The organism is Chitinophaga polysaccharea (genome assembly GCF_902150045.1).
Lineage (GTDB): Bacteria > Bacteroidota > Bacteroidia > Chitinophagales > Chitinophagaceae > Chitinophaga > Chitinophaga polysaccharea_A.
Window position 1 is genome coordinate 227,299 of the sequence record NZ_CABFVU010000001.1, and the last position, 15,537, is coordinate 242,835.

Sequence of the window (15,537 nt, forward strand, 5' to 3'; positions counted from 1 at the left end):
AATAAAAACAACGTCCCGGTAGCCAATGGTTACCGGGACGTTGTTTTTTCATTACTTTTTATCTTACAAAAAAGTATAAAACATACTTGTTGTAATGCCTGCGTTGGCCGGGGCTTTTTTCTTGGTCAGCAGGTAAGCGCCACTGAAATAGGAAACAATGCCCGCAGCCATAAAGATCAACACCATCCATATTAACCTGCGCCGGTTCTCTTTACGCCTCATATTCCTGTCCAGCACCAGCTGCTCCACTTCCAGCCATCTTCTGCCTGGATCCCCGCTGGTATAGTGTTCCGTTAGCCGGCCCTTGCTCATCAGATGCCTGTACATGGCCGCTACTGATTTTGCATTGGGTATATTATCCATCAATGCGCACAATTCCCTTGTATCATCATCTGTCGCTTTCCGCCCGGAAACAGCCGGTTGGGGTATCTTCCTCGGCAGTAGCCTATCTGTCATCATTTTAAAATAACTACTCATAGAATGCCCATATGATAAGGTATGATATCGGTAATGTATTTACGATACACAGGGCCTGTACAGTTTTCATATAACGCAAAAATGATGAAAAACCGGACCGGGGATGTTTCTCCCCAAAATCCTCCTGATACGCATTCCATCATATGGAGGCCTACTCATAGGGCCTTTGAAAGCAGGCCACCGCTGCCATCCGGAGCACCTGTCTCCACTACAGAATTCCTTTAGGAATTATACCTACTTTTAGTGCATGAAAGTGCTGATTATAGAAGATGAGCCTGCGCTCAGGGCCAGCATACAGGATTACCTGGAACGCCAGGGATATATTTGCGAGCTGGCGGCAGATTTCCCGCAGGCCATTGACAAGGTCAATGAATTTGATTACGATTGTATAGTGGCAGATATAGGTCTTCCCAAGGGCAATGGCCTGGATATAGTAAAAGAGTTGAAGTTACTGGAATCCAAAGCGGGCATTATCATTATTTCAGCCAGGGATTCCCTGGAAGATAAGCTCAGCGGGCTTGAGCTCGGAGCGGACGACTACCTCACCAAACCCTTCCACCTGTCGGAGCTCAATGCCCGGGTAAATGCTATTTTACGCCGGAAAAACTTCGACGGCAATACCACGGTCACTTTTCATGAAATCACTATCAAGCCCGCCTCCAAAACGGTGCTGGTGCACAACCAATCCATTACCCTCACTGGAAAAGAATACCAATTGTTACTGTATTTCATTGCCAACCAGCACCGGGTTGTTACCAAATCGGCGCTGGCAGGGCATCTGTGGGGCGATGAATACGACCAGGCCGGCTCTTACGATTTCATTTATACCCACATTAAAAACCTGCGGAAAAAAATGCTGGAAGCCGGTGGGGACGATTATATCAAAACAGTGTATGGAACCGGTTACCGTTTTGGGTAACACTATTAAAAACAGATTGTGTACATGAAACTGCTAACTAAAACAACACTGTATTTTCTGCTGATCATGCTACCTGTTTTTACAGCAGGCGCCTTTTACCTGTATTCAAAATTCAATAAAGAGATAAAACATGAAACAGATGAAGAACTTGTGAACGACAAGCTGCAGTGGATGCGCTATCTCGATACGGCCCGTGTGGATAACCCCATTTTCCGTATCAATACACCGGAATTTATCCTGCGCCCTACGGAAAATGCTGCACAAAGCAAACATCAATTGAAAAGTGTAGACATTTACCAGGAACCGGAAAACACCTACGCTCCTTTCCGGCAGCTTACACAGGTGATCCATGTAAATGATAAAAATTATGAACTGGTACTGCGTAAATCGATCATTGAAAAAGATGACCTGGTAAATAACATCATCCATGTAATGCTGGCAGCATTTGGGGGCCTGCTGTTATTTGTGCTGCTTTCCAACTGGCTCATCAGCAAAAGTGTATGGAAACCGTTTTACCAGTCGCTCGGCAAAATACAAAAGCTGCAGCTGAACAAACTGGAAACCATTGTTTTTGAACGCACCACCACCCATGAATTTAACCAGCTGAATGCTGCTTTGAGCAGCATGACCACCCGCATTCACAGCGATTATACCAGTATGAAGGAATTAACGGAAGATGCGGCCCATGAAATGCAAACGCCCCTCGCCATCGTACAAAGCAAACTGGAATTATTACTACAGGACGATACGCTTTCTGAAACACAACAGAACAGTATCCTTGCCAGCTATGAAGAACTGCAACGCCTGTCGCGCCTCAATCACAACCTCCTGCTGCTGGCTAAAATAGAAAACCAGCAATACCCCGTAACAGCACAACCGGATCTTTGCGCGGTTGTTGAAAAATACCTGCAGCTTTTTGAAGAGCTGATTAAAGAAAAAGAACTGCAGATCCGCAAGGAAATGGCTGCCACATCTCCCTGGCCTTTGCACCCTGCCCTCGCCGATATACTGGTCAGTAACCTGTTGGGGAACGCCATTAAATACAATTATACGCGGGGCAATATTACCATCCGCATTACAACGGATACATTTACCGTTTCAAACACCAGCCAACTGCCTGAAATACCCGGCAACGTGCTATTCCAGCGGTTTAAAAAGCATAACAGCAACTACACTAACTCCAATGGGCTTGGACTGGCTATCATCAAAAAAATGGCCGACTCCTATGGCTTCAGCGTTGACTACGCTTATATGAATGGAGAACACACTTTCCGGGTTACGCGGAGTTTGTCTGATTCAGGATTTTGATGATTTCGCTGATTACGCTGATTGGATTACTTTGGATGAGTCGTCCTAAAAAGTGTCAACCTATTTTAGGACGACTCATCATTTATAAAATCTAAAAAATAAAATCAGCGAAATCAGTTTAATCCTGAGTCAGACAAACTCCGCGCTCACGATCAGATTTGCTCCAGATTCGATGTTTTTATTTGTGCTATGAACAAGCATATAAAATACATGGTACCGGCAATTCTCCTCAGCGCAACCGGCACAATGAATGCACAAAATCGTGTGCCCGTTCCCGTTAAGGATACCATCGGCAGGGTGTCGGATCTGGGGGAAGTAGTTATTTCCTCTACACGGAATAACAGCCGCATTGAAGACCTGCCCATGAAAGTAGAAGTACTGGGAAAAGAAGACATGATAGAAGAAAGCGGCATCAAACCAGGGAATGTAGCCAGCATCCTGGGCGACCTTTCAGTGATCCATATTCAGAACACCTCGGCCGTGAGTGGCAACAACGCCATCCGCATGCAGGGGCTTGATGGGAAATATACCCAGCTGCTGCGCGACGGAGTGCCAGTATACGAAGGGCTCAGCGGTAATTTCGGGGTTCTATCCATCCCGCCGCTGGACCTCAAACAAATAGAAATAATCAAGGGATCTGTTTCCACACTCTACGGTGGTGGCGCAATTGCCGGCATCATCAACTTTATTGCCAAAACACCGGGAGATAAACCGGAACTAACGGTGCTGGTTAATCGTAGTACATTAAAGGAAACCAACGTCAATGCTTACTACGCAGAAAAATACAGAAAAACAGGTCTTACCCTGTTTGCCGGCGTTACTACGCAAAACGCTACCGATGTAAATAAAGACGGGTTCAGCGATGTGCCACGCCTGCGGCAATACCTGCTCCACCCCCGTTTTTTCTGGTACCTGAGCCCACAAACCACCCTCGTGGCAGGATATACCGGTACTGTTGAAAAACGTGAAGGCGGCGACATGCAGGTACTCGACCATGCCCCTACCGATCTACACCGGTATACAGAGATCAACAACAGCGAAAGACATAGTATAGACCTCCAATTTACCCGTAAGCAGCTGGGTGGCGGCTCCCTGTCAGTAAAAGGCGTGGGCAGCTTTTACCACCTGCAGAACAACGTGGAAACCTTTGCCCTGCTGGGCAACCAGGCCAGCACCTACGGAGAGGTTTCCTATCACAAAACAAGCGGCCGGCACAACTGGGTAGCCGGTATTAACAATACCGGCGAAATATACCACCGGGCCAAAGGCGACAGCACCCTGCTGGGCAATTACCAGTACAACACCACCGGCCTTTTTGTACAGGACGGATTCCGGATCACCAACCAGCTGATGGCAGAAGCTGGGCTCCGCACCGACTATCATAATAAATTCGGATGGTACGTTTTACCAAGGCTGGCTTTTGTATATAAACCGGTGGAAGACCTTTCCATCCGTCTCAGCGGAGGTACAGGCTATAAATCCCCGGCTGTTTTCACCGCACAAACGCAAACCCTGGGCTATCGCTACCTGCTGCCCCTCAGCGCTGGTATAAGATCTGAAAAAAGCCAGGGTATCAACTTCGACGGGAATTACCATACCAGTATAGGCCAGGTAGATATGACCCTGAACCAGGCATTCTATTATACCCACATTAAAGACCCCATCCTGCCAGTGCTGCAAACCGGTGGCCAGGGCATGTACCTGTTGCAGAATATGCCTTATGCCGTAAACAGCCTGGGCACCGATACTTATCTCCGCTTTGCCCTTGATCACCTGGAGCTTTACCTGGGATACAACCATACTGTATCGCGGTACAATAATACCGCCCGTACCAATATTGCCTTTGCACCACAGGATAAGTTTGCCAGCACCCTTGCATACGATATCGAGGGTAAATGGCGCTTTGGGATTGAAAACAGCTGGATAGGCCACCAATACGACGATAATAACCTGGCAACTCCCAACTACTGGTTCTGGGCAGCCATGATCTCCCGCCAGTTCGGGGAACACGTTACCCTGGTACTGAACGGGGAAAATCTTTTCGATGCCAGGCAGGGCAAAAACGCCCCCCTGTTTACCGGCACCGTCACACACCCGGAGTTTGCGGCATTGTGGGGGCCTGTAGATGGAAGAATCATGAATATGTCATTGAAAGTTAATTTTTAGTTAAATCTATAAGGAACAGTGTACCTTCGCGGTCTTTAATTTCTATACACCATGAATTCTGTAAAAAACAGGTACGCCGTACTGTTTGGCTTTAGTACCGTACTCCTGATCCTGTCATTCCTCGTTAGAACTGCATTGCTCATATGGGCTTTTCCTCAATCCGGGCTTCATTTGTCTCATTTACCGGCCATATACGGCAAAGGACTTATTTACGACATCGGGGTCGCCTTATTTTTTACCATTGGGTATGCCCTGTATTTATTGCTCCTACCCCAACGGCTGAACAATACCCTGTTTAACCGGCTATTCACCTATACCGGCTTTTTCCTGGCAATGGTGATCCTGGTATTTTCCTTTTTTGCAGAATTTACTTTCTGGGGAGAATATGCAGGTCGCTTCGACTTCATTGCAGTTGATTATCTCATTTACACCTATGAAGTGATCAGCAATATAAACCAGTCGTACCCCCTGCCACTGCTGATAGGCGGCGTGTTATTATTCACCGCGCTCATTACCTGGGTGCTGATCCGCCGGGGTACTTTCCGCAACAGCTTCCAGTCCAACACGCCTTTCCTGAAACGCCTGTTCACCTTCGCTGTACTGATGGGATTAATGCTGCTGCACATCTTCTTTATCAATAATACCTGGGCCGAAAAAAGTAAGAACCGGTACGCACAGGAGCTCTCCAAGGCAGGTGTATATTCTTTTGTATCGGCCTACCTGAATAATGAACTGGCTTACGATAAGTATTACCTGCTGGAAGATGATAACAGCGCTTTCAGCCGGTTACGCACACTTTTGCAATCGCCAGACAGCCATTACCTTGCCAGTGGCAACAGCATTTACAGGAGTATAACAGATACGGCTACACGTATTACGCCCAATGTGATCATGGTAACCATTGAAAGCTTCAGCGCCGATTTTATGGAACGCTTTGGCAACACCGGGCATATTACCCCTGTGCTGGACAGTATTGCCAAAGAAAGCATCCTGTTCACCAACATGTATGCCACCGGCACCCGTACCGTAAGAGGGATGGAAGCATTATCACTGGCCGTTCCGCCTACACCAGGACAAAGCATTGTTCGCCGGAAAAAGAATGAGAACCTCTTTTCTGTAGGCCAGCTTTTTGAAAAGGAAGGATACGAAAGTACTTTCTTTTATGGCGGCGACGGCTACTTTGATAACATGAACAAATACTTTGGCAACAACGGTTATGACATTACCGACCGGCTCCGTCATAAACTGGTGGATGATCATATTACCACTACCCGTACCAACATCCCCGACAGCGCAGTGCAGTTCGAAAATGCCTGGGGCGTGTGCGATGAGGATATTTACAACGCCGCGATCAGAAGCGCCGACCAGAAATATGCCGCCGGCAAACCGTTCTATGATTTTGTGATGACCACCTCCAACCACCGGCCATATACCTATCCTTCCGGCAAAATAGATATTCCCTCCGGCAGTGGCCGCGATGGCGCCGTGAAGTATACCGATTACGCCATCGGGCAGTTCCTGAAAAAGATCCGCACCAAACCCTGGTTTAAAAATACTGTGATCATTTTCGTGGCCGACCACTGCGCCAGCAGCGCCGGTAAAAATGAAATAGAGATCAGCAAATATCATATCCCCTGTATCCTGTACAATGTTCCCGGCATAGCGCCACAGGAAATCAGCGTGATGTGCTCCCAGATAGATATCTATCCCACCCTGCTGGGAATGCTGCACTGGAGCTACAACAGCAAATTTTATGGAGAAAATGTGCTCCTCCCCGGTTACAGGCCACGTGCCATGGTGAGCACCTATCAAAAGCTCGGCTACCTGGAACCAGGAAAACTGCTCATCCTGAGCCCACAGCAGAAAGCGCAGTGCTTCAGCTGGAACATGGAACGCAATGAGCAACGCGCCACTACAATGGACAGCAGTCTTCTCAAAAACAGCATCGCCAACTATCAAACCGCCTATTCACTGTTTAAGAACGGTGGTATGGGGAAATAATACTGTACCGGGAGCGGCCTCCGCTCCCGGTAACAATTCCCTGTTCGTTTTCTCCCGTTAATTCCCTAATTTTATTTCCCCGGTATCAATGTAATTACCCCGGCTTTCATAATCTGGCCTCTTTTTTTGCATTAAATAAAACCAACACGCTCATGCCGGCTACTGCAGCGTTGCGTCAGCAAAAGTTACTGAATATCATTGGCAGTATTCCTGCAGACTATGGATTGCAGGAACATCCCGATCATGCTGTTCAGCAAATGTTAGGACAACTGATGGAACTAACAGTAAGTGCTTACGGTTTTGTGGGAGAGTTAAAGAAAAACAACACGCCGCCGCAACTGCATACTATTACCATTATCAATCATGCGCCCGAACACGGATGGAATTTTACCCCCGCATTGCAGAAGGTAGCCAACAGCGGGATGCCCCTGGTACTTCCCGCAGATGATACCACACCGGCCTTTATCGGGTTGCCGGTGATGCACCAGCAACAGGTAATGGCGGTGATAGGACTGGCCGGCAGCACCGCTTATTCAGATACCGTTGCTTTCCTGCAGCCCCTGTTGCAGGTACTTGGACATTATCACTATCATGCTGCCCGGGAAAAGGAAACACGGCAGCTGCAATCCGCATTCACCCGGCTGAAATCCGAATGGGATTCCCTGATGCTTACCCTGGATGATATCTTATTTGAGATGAATGAGCAAAAGATCTTTACCAGGGTATGGTGCAGTAACGACAGCCTCTTATTCCGGCCCAGGGAAGAAGTGATCGGTAAAACCATCCGTGAAGCACTTGGCGAACATGCCGGCGCATTTGACCGGGTGGCCGACAAACTGCTGCAAACCGGGGAAGACCAGGAGTATGTATATCCTGATATCCGGCAGGGACCGGAAAACTGGTACCAGCTGAAGATGCGGATCATAAAGGATAAACCACCCGCTCCCAGGCGTATCCTGCTGATGATCCGGAATATCTCCGAATTAGAAAAAAAGAATAACAATTATTTACAGGCACAATCGGAACTACGCCGGAGCAACCAGCTGCTGAGCATCTGCCAGCAAATGGGGAAAATGGGCGGATGGGAATTTAATGTAGCTACCGGGGAAACCTACTGGACCCGGGAAGTGTACGAATTAAGAGAGATACCACACGATTTCCCCGTCTCCTTTCATTCCGCTGTTACTTTCTGGCATCCGGACGACCAGCCTGCTTATATTGCTGCAAGGGAGGCAATGATAGCTCATAAAACACCGTACGACCTTGAGCTGCGGCATATTTCTGCCAAAGGAAAACAAACCTGGATGCGCACCATCGGCAGGGCCGTATATAACAATCATGGCCAGCTCACGCATTTCAGGGGCATTATCATGGATATTACGGATAAGAAAGATACCGAGCTGGCGCTCACCGCTGCCCGCGATAGCGCACAGAAAGCCGCACAATCGAGAAGTGATTTTTTATCAGTAATGAGCCACGAAATCCGTACACCGCTCAATGCCATTATCGGTATTGCCGGTATCCTCGGGGAAAATCCTGCTCCGGAACAGGCGGAAGTGGTGCACAACCTTCAGTTTTCCGCACATCATTTGCTGGGCCTCATCAATGATATCCTTGATTTCAGTAAGATGGAATCAGGAAAGATTGAACTTGAAAACATACCATTTGACCTTGGCGCACTGCTCACAGGCATTATACGGAATTACCAGCCCATGGCCGCCGGCAAGGGAATTGACCTGGTAACCCGGCTCGATCGTTTACCTCCTGCATTAAAGGGCGACCCGGTAAGATTATCGCAGATACTCAACAACCTTCTGAACAACGCCATCAAATTTACCGGCGCGGGGTCGGTTATACTGGAAGTCCACCGGATAAATACAGAAGCAGATACCTGTACCCTTTCCTTTGCAATAAAGGATACCGGCGTAGGTATTATTCCGGAAATGCAGGATAAAATATTTGATACGTTTGTACAGGAAGATTCCGCCACCACCCGCCATCATGGCGGAACGGGGCTTGGACTGGCCATTACCAAAAAACTGGTGGCACTTCATAACAGTAATATTATCCTGGAAAGTAAAAAAAACGAAGGCACTACCTTCCGCTTTGATATCAGTTTTGCAATACCGGAAACCAAAAGCGGGGACATACATCCGCAAAACAAACAACGGGTGGGATATTTGAAAAACATGAAATTACTGGTGGTGGAAGACAATGCCATCAATATCCGTATCCTTGAGCTGCAGTTGAAGAGCTCAGGCGCGCAGATTGAAACCGCCAGTAATGGCAGGCTGGCGCTGCAAAAAATGCAGGAACAATCTTTTGACGGGATCATACTGGACCTCCATATGCCGGAGATGAACGGCTATGAAACCATTCCTCATATCCAGCACCTGCAGCCGGATGCCTTTATCATCGTATTAACGGCCGATATTATGCCGGAGGTAACAGAACGGCTAGCTAATCTCCGTGTAAAAGATATGCTGCCCAAACCTTATGCAGCAAAGGATCTGCTGAACATACTCGGGCAGTACAGGAAAACATAATCTCCTTTTATAGTACCTTAGCGGCTGCACCAACAGCCAGCAACTATGCAAACATCTTCTTTGTCGGCCCGTGATCTGGACGTGATCTGGCATCCCTACACACAAATGCAAACAGCTCCTGCACCTATTGGTATTGTGCGTGGCGAAGGCGCGCTGCTTTTCGATGAAAACAATAACAGCTATATAGATGCCACCTCCAGCTGGTGGGTGAATATACACGGTCATGCACACCCGCATATTGCCCGGCAGCTGGCCGCACAGGCCTTACAGCTGGAACACTGCATCTTTGCGGGGTATACCCATCCCCCGGCGGTTAACCTGGCAGAACGGCTATTACAGATCCTTCCCCCCAATCAGCGCCGCGTTTTTTATTCAGACAACGGCTCCACTGCTATAGAAGTGGCGCTCAAAATGGCCATCCAGTACTGGGACAACAAAGGCACCCCTAAACACAAGATACTGGCCTTTCACAACGCCTATCACGGCGATACGTTCGGCGCCATGAGCGTAAGCGGCAGAAGTGTGTTCACCCGCGTTTTTGATGACCGCCTGTTTGATGTTCAGTTCATAGAAGTACCTACTGCGGAAAACATCTCCCGGATTATAAACAACATTACTGCGCTGCAACCGGAAGATATAGCGGCATTTGTTTTTGAACCCCTGCTCCAGGGATCAGGTGGTATGGTGATGTATGATGCTGCCGCTTTTGAACAGTTACTCCGGTTTTGCGCCAGCAAAAATATATTGCTGATTGCGGATGAAGTAATGACGGGCTTTGGCAGAACGGGGAAAAACTTTGCGATGGAATACCTGGAAACGCTGCCGGATATTATTTGTCTTTCCAAAGGGCTCACCGGCGGCACTATGGCCCTGGGGGTAACTACCAGCACCGCGGCAGTATATGAAGCCTTCCTTTCCAGCGATAAGCTGAAAACACTGTTTCATGGCCATTCCTTTACCGCTAACCCCCTGGCCTGCACCGCAGCGCTGGCCAGCCTCGACCTGTTTACCGATCCTGCCTGCATAGCAAACCGGGAACGTATACACGAAAAGCATGCGGCATTCCTGGAAGAGCTGCGCAAATATGCGGTAATAAAAAATTCAAGACTGCTGGGCACCATCCTCGCCTTTGAAATAGTAACTGCTAACGCCGATGGTTACACGAATGCACTGGCAGATGACCTGCACCGGTTTTTCCGGGCTAAAAGAGTGATGCTGCGGCCACTTGGCAATACCCTTTACATATTGCCGCCCTACTGCATTACCAATGAGCAGCTGAACGAAGTATACAACAGTATCCGCGAACTGCTGAGCACTTTATCATAGTCATAAAAAAAGGGCACAGGCCTGATGCCTGTGCCCCTGGTATTTTTTCCGGTGAAATTATTTAACCGGTACAGATACTTTAGTATCGTCCCATTCAAATACCACGGCATTTCCGGGTAGGGTGAAGGTCAGTTTTTCTACCGGGGTAGACAGTGTTTCGCGTTTTACTTTTACGGAAACTACATCCTGTCCTTTATTTTTATCGTAATCATATGCGCCCCACTGGCCCAGTTTACCATTCAGGATAACGGTCCAGGTTTTGGGATCAGGAATAGAGAATAAAGTGTAAGTACCGGCTTTTACAGGTTTACCACCAAATACCACGTCTTTATTAAAAGTAATTTCAGTGGCTTCATCAGCGCCTGTACGCCATACTTTACCAAATGGTTCCAGTTTACCAAAAATTTCGCGGCCTTTTTTGGACGGTTGTCCGTACACTACTTTAATACCGTTGGCTTCTACTGTAACGTGGGGGCTTTTACGAGCCTTCTCCTGAGCAAAAACGAGGCTGGTAAAGGCCAGAAATAAGGTTGCCAAAAAGAAATGTTTCATTTTTTTAGTTTTTTCTGTAAGAAGTTGTTGAGATACGGTAACAATTTAAATCATAAAAACCATCGCGGGCAAAACTATTGTATCAATGGTAAAATAACTCCATATTATTTTCCTTCACAAATACGGCTCAATTTTGTCAAACCATTGCTCATGGCCGGTCCATATACCCTGTCTGCAACAAATCCTCTCAGTTTCCACCAGGGCAGCATGCCCAGTTTAATTTCCATATGCCAGAAAACCGCCGTTGCCTTTCCATCTGCGGTGGGTTTCAGCTCTATTCCCCCGTTTACCGGCCGTACGCTTTTAATATCAAGCAAATAATGCATTCCTTTCGCCGGATCGCTGTCGAGCACCGTTACCTTTCCGCTGTTGAGCTTTCCGTTCCAGCTGTACCAGGCGCCTTTTCCCGATGGCGGATCAGAATACACCAGTGTGGCAGTGGTATCAGGACGGGTCCAGGGGTTCCAGGTATCCCAGGCTTTCAGGTTACTGATATGCGCATACACCGTATCAATAGGCGCCTGTATCACACCGGTACGCTCCACTACTGCGGTAGAGGGAAATGCCAGCGATAGTCCGAAAACCACCATGCCTAAAATGATCACGCCGATCAGTAACAACTTAATAAACCTCATAGAAAAATATATTATCCTTTAAGGAGCCGCTTTATGTTTGCCAGTCCTTTCTCAAAATCTTTCCCAACCCATTTGTCCATCATCAGCCCCATCACTTTGCGGATGGGGTGCTGCCCCATATCGCACACCATCCCCCAGGTGACCAGGGTACCGCCATTTACGGGATCCAGGCGGAAATAGCCTTTGGTAGCGCCCATGCCCATAAAATCGATATGGGTGACTACCTGCTGGTCCGGTTTGGATTCTGTGATGGTCATATGCCCTTTGCCAACGTTCCTGTTACGACTTTCCCAGCTGTAGCCGGCGCCAACACCACTCTCCTTTTCCCCGTAGGTGATTTTAACGGCAGGGTCCTGCTCTTTCCAGGGCGACCATAGCTCCCAGTTGCGTACTACGTTCAGCAGCGGGAAAATATCCCCCGGCGCAGCCGTTATTACCAGCGAACGCTCCACCTTAATGGCGGGAGAAAGGAATAAACTGAAAATGAAAAGCCCCAGCACAAGGACAATAAACGCACCCAGGATAATGAAAAAGGCTTGCATGTGACTGGATTTAGATCCTACAAAGCTAACGAAATCGCCTTATTCCCACTTGAATACTTTCACGGCTACCGCATATACGACAACACCCCATAAAGTAAGGATGGCAAGCTCCCAGCCTACATTCCAAAGATGCAGCCCTTCAAAGGCTACTTTCCTGAGGGCGTCTATCAGGTAGGTGAGCGGCATGATCTTACATATCGGCTGCAACCAGCCAGGGAAGGAATCTATCGGGAAAAAGGTGCCTGCCAGCAGGAACTGCGGCAGGGTAACAATATTGGCCAGTGGCGGAATGGTGCTTTCGTTCTTTGCCAGGCTGCTCACCACGAAACCAAAGCCCATGAATACCAGCAGCCCGAATACAGACAATACCAGCATTTCCAGAAAAGTGGCAAAGCCGTGCACCAGCGTAAAACCAAAAGCGAAGTGCCCCAGGGCAATGATCACCACGGAGCTGATGAGCTGGAAGATCATCCGGCTCAATGCTTCCGCCAGTACAATGTAAGTACGTTTGATCGGCGTGGCAAAGAAACGCTTGAGTACCAGCGTTTGACGCATATTGTAAAACAGGAAGGCGGTACCAAAAACGGCGGCACTCATCAAGGCAAAGCCCAGCTGTCCTGGCAGGATAAAGTCGATGGTCTTGAATTCGCGCCCCGGCACCTCTGTTTGTGTAAAAATGGCTACGGTAGGGCGTTTATAAGTTTCGTCGTCCAGCTTGCCGGCAATACTTTTGAGGATGGATACCAGGGTTATCTTTTTCCCGGCATCAGAGGCGGTAGAAGTCCGGATATTAATGTCGTATGCAGTTACATGGTTGGCCCCTTCCTTTGGCACAATGTTCAGGATAGCCACCAGGCGGCCTTTCTTCAGATCATCTTCCATTTCTGCTGCTGGCTGGTCGGTAACCAGTTTCAGCGTACCGGCATGCGACAACTCCTGGTAATACCTGCTGTTGATATCAGTGCGCCTGTCAATCCCCACTTTAACGGAAACAGTGCTTTTTCCAATAAACCCAAACACCAGGATAAATACCAGCGGGAATCCCAAACTGAACACTACTGCGGAAGGGCTACGAAAAATACCTCTCAGGCTTCCTTTGGTAATGGCCAGCATGGCCCTCAACTGGCTGTACTTCGCTCCATTCATCTGATTCTGCTATTTTAAAAACCGGCGGTAAAACTACAACGTTTTTCCCTTCTTTTAGGAAAAAATGGTTCGCCTTCGGCGAATTACGCGATTACCTAGAAGTTATACTTAAACGGCATTCTCGCCTGGATATCGCCGTGTAGCTGCTGAACATCTTTTATCTGCTGGTATATTTCATAATTGGCGCCCAGTTCCTTCTTCACCATCTCCATGCGCATGTTACCTCCAAAGGTTTTCGCCAGCTTGCTCAGGGGATTTTTTGCTTCGGGGAATTCCCTTAAACGGTATTCCGACAGCTTGGCCAGCTTTGCTGCACATGCCAGCGCTTCGTTGATACCACCGATACGGTCTACCAGGCCCAGTTCCTTTGCCCTTAAGCCACTCCAAACATGCCCCTGTGCAATGCTGTCTATAATAGCTGGGGCCAGTTTACGGCCCGCCACCACGCGGGATTTGAAAGATGCATAGATACTGTCTACACCGCTCTGTATAAAACGCCTCTCTGCATCTGTAAGCGGGCGGCCAATAGAGCCCAGATCTGCATAGGGAGCAGTTTTAACACCGTCGAAGGTAACGCCTGCCTTATTTTTGAAGAAGTCCTGCATATTGAACATCACACCGAATACACCGATAGAACCGGTTAAGGTATTGGGTTCTGCAAAAATACTGTCGGCCATACACGAAATATAATATCCGCCGGATGCAGCATAATCACCCATTGACACTACCACCGGTTTTACTTTCTTCGCCAGGGAGAGTTCGCGCCATATCACTTCAGACGCCAGTGCACTGCCGCCGCCGGAGTTTACACGGAACACGATGGCCTTCACATTTTTATCTTCACGGGCTTTGCGGATTTCGCGGATATAGTCATCGCTTGCAATGGTTTTATCACGCTCTGATTCGCCACTAATAATATCCCCTTCTGCATAGATCAGGGCCAGCCGCGCATCTCCGCTGCCGGAAGAAAGATCCGTGCCGCTGTTATATTTTCCGAGCGTTACCAGGTTGGCTGTTTCGTCCTGTTTGATGCCTGTTTTGCTTTTGAGTTCTGCCGTTACTTCGTCATCATACTTCAAACCGTCTACCAGTTTATATTTCAGCGCATCGCTGGCTTGCTGGATCAGGTTCTCATTGGCATAGCTGTGCAAAGTAGCTGTATCAATGTTGCGTGCGGCACTGATGCCTTCCAGAAAGGTGCCATACAGTTCACCCAGGAACTGGGTGGTCTGGATACGGTTGGCGTCTGTCATTTGTGTTTCACGCAGTGGTTCTGTGGCGTTTTTGAATTTTCCGCAGTAAAAAATTTCCGGTTTGATCTCCAGTTTATCCAGGGTTCCTTTGAGGAACATGATCTGGCTGGCAAAGCCGGTAAAATCCACCCCGCCTTTGGGGTTCAGGTATACTTTATCTGCCGCACTGGCCAGGTAATAGGCATTCTGGTCCATTACTTCACCGTAGGCATACACAAATTTCCTGGACTTCCGGAAACGGAGAAGGGCATTACGCAATTCTTCTGTGCTGGCAAATCCGTTGGGGTTCCCGTTTACTTTCAGGTAGATGCCTTTAATGTTGTCGTCGCCTGCAGCATTCTCTATGAGTCTTACCACCTGGTATAATCCCGGCGTTTCTGCAGATTCATCATTGATCAGGGCTCCCAATGGGTTAACTACTTTCTGTTCGTTGTACGACTGCCCTGTTTCGAGCACGAGTACACTATTGGGGGAAATTGTTACCTTTTCAGGGGTAATAGCCTTACCTATCATTATCAGCAATATAAAGAAGCATATTGCTGTAAATGCTACGAATGCAAGGAATGCGGCCAGGAAAACTTTAAAGAAACGCATACTTTTTGGTTAAAATGAAACTGAGATGGAAAGATACATTTTTTCAAAAATAAGGAATATGGCTACTTTTGA

At 48.0% G+C, this 15,537-nt stretch carries 12 protein-coding genes; 6 read left to right on the plus strand and 6 right to left on the minus strand.

The window, feature by feature from the left end:
- Nucleotides 1-63 precede the first annotated feature (63 nt).
- The gene (locus tag FN124_RS00965; protein WP_142682929.1) at nucleotides 64-456 is read right to left on the minus strand and encodes a hypothetical protein; all 393 of its coding nucleotides are present in this window, start codon (nucleotides 454-456) and stop codon (nucleotides 64-66) included.
- A gap of 268 nt (nucleotides 457-724) precedes the next feature.
- Between FN124_RS00965 and FN124_RS00970 the strand changes: the two genes are divergently transcribed.
- The 6 genes from FN124_RS00970 to bioA all read left to right on the plus strand — a co-directional run bounded on the left by FN124_RS00970 (nucleotide 725) and on the right by bioA (nucleotide 10,743).
- Nucleotides 725-1,396, plus strand: coding sequence for a response regulator transcription factor (locus tag FN124_RS00970; RefSeq protein WP_142682930.1), 672 nt, complete (start codon nucleotides 725-727; stop codon nucleotides 1,394-1,396).
- A gap of 24 nt (nucleotides 1,397-1,420) precedes the next feature.
- Entirely contained in the window at nucleotides 1,421-2,704 is a 1,284-nt protein-coding gene (gene porY / locus FN124_RS00975; RefSeq protein ID WP_142682931.1) for a PorY family sensor histidine kinase, read from the plus strand.
- A 189-nt stretch (nucleotides 2,705-2,893) separates the two neighbouring features.
- Entirely contained in the window at nucleotides 2,894-4,870 is a 1,977-nt protein-coding gene (locus FN124_RS00980) for a TonB-dependent receptor plug domain-containing protein (RefSeq protein WP_142682932.1), read from the plus strand.
- A gap of 51 nt (nucleotides 4,871-4,921) precedes the next feature.
- Nucleotides 4,922-6,871: an LTA synthase family protein gene (locus FN124_RS00985; RefSeq protein WP_142682933.1), complete on the plus strand. Its 1,950-nt coding sequence runs from the start codon at nucleotides 4,922-4,924 to the stop codon at nucleotides 6,869-6,871.
- A 152-nt stretch (nucleotides 6,872-7,023) separates the two neighbouring features.
- Entirely contained in the window at nucleotides 7,024-9,417 is a 2,394-nt protein-coding gene (locus FN124_RS00990; RefSeq protein ID WP_142682934.1) for an ATP-binding protein, read from the plus strand.
- Nucleotides 9,418-9,462: 45 nt separating this feature from the next.
- Nucleotides 9,463-10,743 carry an adenosylmethionine--8-amino-7-oxononanoate transaminase gene (gene bioA, locus FN124_RS00995; protein WP_142682935.1) on the plus strand — a complete coding sequence of 427 codons (1,281 nt, stop codon included), beginning with the start codon at nucleotides 9,463-9,465 and terminating at the stop codon, nucleotides 10,741-10,743.
- A 57-nt stretch (nucleotides 10,744-10,800) separates the two neighbouring features.
- Here the strand turns inward: bioA and FN124_RS01000 are convergent, their stop codons facing one another.
- From FN124_RS01000 to sppA, 5 genes are all read right to left on the minus strand, one after another.
- Entirely contained in the window at nucleotides 10,801-11,280 is a 480-nt protein-coding gene (locus tag FN124_RS01000; RefSeq protein WP_260607292.1) for a DUF2911 domain-containing protein, read from the minus strand.
- Between the two features lie 119 nt (nucleotides 11,281-11,399).
- Nucleotides 11,400-11,930 (minus strand): SRPBCC family protein, encoded by a 531-nt coding sequence (locus FN124_RS01005; RefSeq protein ID WP_142682937.1) that lies wholly within the window; start codon nucleotides 11,928-11,930, stop codon nucleotides 11,400-11,402.
- 11 nt (nucleotides 11,931-11,941) lie between these two features.
- Nucleotides 11,942-12,472 carry an SRPBCC family protein gene (locus tag FN124_RS01010; RefSeq protein ID WP_142682938.1) on the minus strand — a complete coding sequence of 177 codons (531 nt, stop codon included), beginning with the start codon at nucleotides 12,470-12,472 and terminating at the stop codon, nucleotides 11,942-11,944.
- 39 nt (nucleotides 12,473-12,511) lie between these two features.
- Entirely contained in the window at nucleotides 12,512-13,618 is a 1,107-nt protein-coding gene (locus tag FN124_RS01015) for an ABC transporter permease (RefSeq protein ID WP_142682939.1), read from the minus strand.
- A 95-nt stretch (nucleotides 13,619-13,713) separates the two neighbouring features.
- Entirely contained in the window at nucleotides 13,714-15,465 is a 1,752-nt protein-coding gene (gene sppA, locus FN124_RS01020; protein ID WP_142682940.1) for a signal peptide peptidase SppA, read from the minus strand.
- Nucleotides 15,466-15,537: the final 72 nt, after the last annotated feature.

What these genes read in the sequence shown, in the direction of transcription:
- FN124_RS00965 (WP_142682929.1), bottom strand. Translation starts at nt 456, where the DNA reads ATGACAGATAGGCTACTGCCGAGGAAGATACCCCAACCGGCTGTTTCC.
- FN124_RS00970 (WP_142682930.1), top strand. Translation starts at nt 725, where the DNA reads ATGAAAGTGCTGATTATAGAAGATGAGCCTGCGCTCAGGGCCAGCATA.
- porY (WP_142682931.1), top strand. Translation starts at nt 1,421, where the DNA reads ATGAAACTGCTAACTAAAACAACACTGTATTTTCTGCTGATCATGCTA.
- FN124_RS00980 (WP_142682932.1), top strand. Translation starts at nt 2,894, where the DNA reads ATGAACAAGCATATAAAATACATGGTACCGGCAATTCTCCTCAGCGCA.
- FN124_RS00985 (WP_142682933.1), top strand. Translation starts at nt 4,922, where the DNA reads ATGAATTCTGTAAAAAACAGGTACGCCGTACTGTTTGGCTTTAGTACC.
- FN124_RS00990 (WP_142682934.1), top strand. Translation starts at nt 7,024, where the DNA reads ATGCCGGCTACTGCAGCGTTGCGTCAGCAAAAGTTACTGAATATCATT.
- bioA (WP_142682935.1), top strand. Translation starts at nt 9,463, where the DNA reads ATGCAAACATCTTCTTTGTCGGCCCGTGATCTGGACGTGATCTGGCAT.
- FN124_RS01005 (WP_142682937.1), bottom strand. Translation starts at nt 11,930, where the DNA reads ATGAGGTTTATTAAGTTGTTACTGATCGGCGTGATCATTTTAGGCATG.
- FN124_RS01010 (WP_142682938.1), bottom strand. Translation starts at nt 12,472, where the DNA reads ATGCAAGCCTTTTTCATTATCCTGGGTGCGTTTATTGTCCTTGTGCTG.
- FN124_RS01015 (WP_142682939.1), bottom strand. Translation starts at nt 13,618, where the DNA reads ATGAATGGAGCGAAGTACAGCCAGTTGAGGGCCATGCTGGCCATTACC.
- sppA (WP_142682940.1), bottom strand. Translation starts at nt 15,465, where the DNA reads ATGCGTTTCTTTAAAGTTTTCCTGGCCGCATTCCTTGCATTCGTAGCA.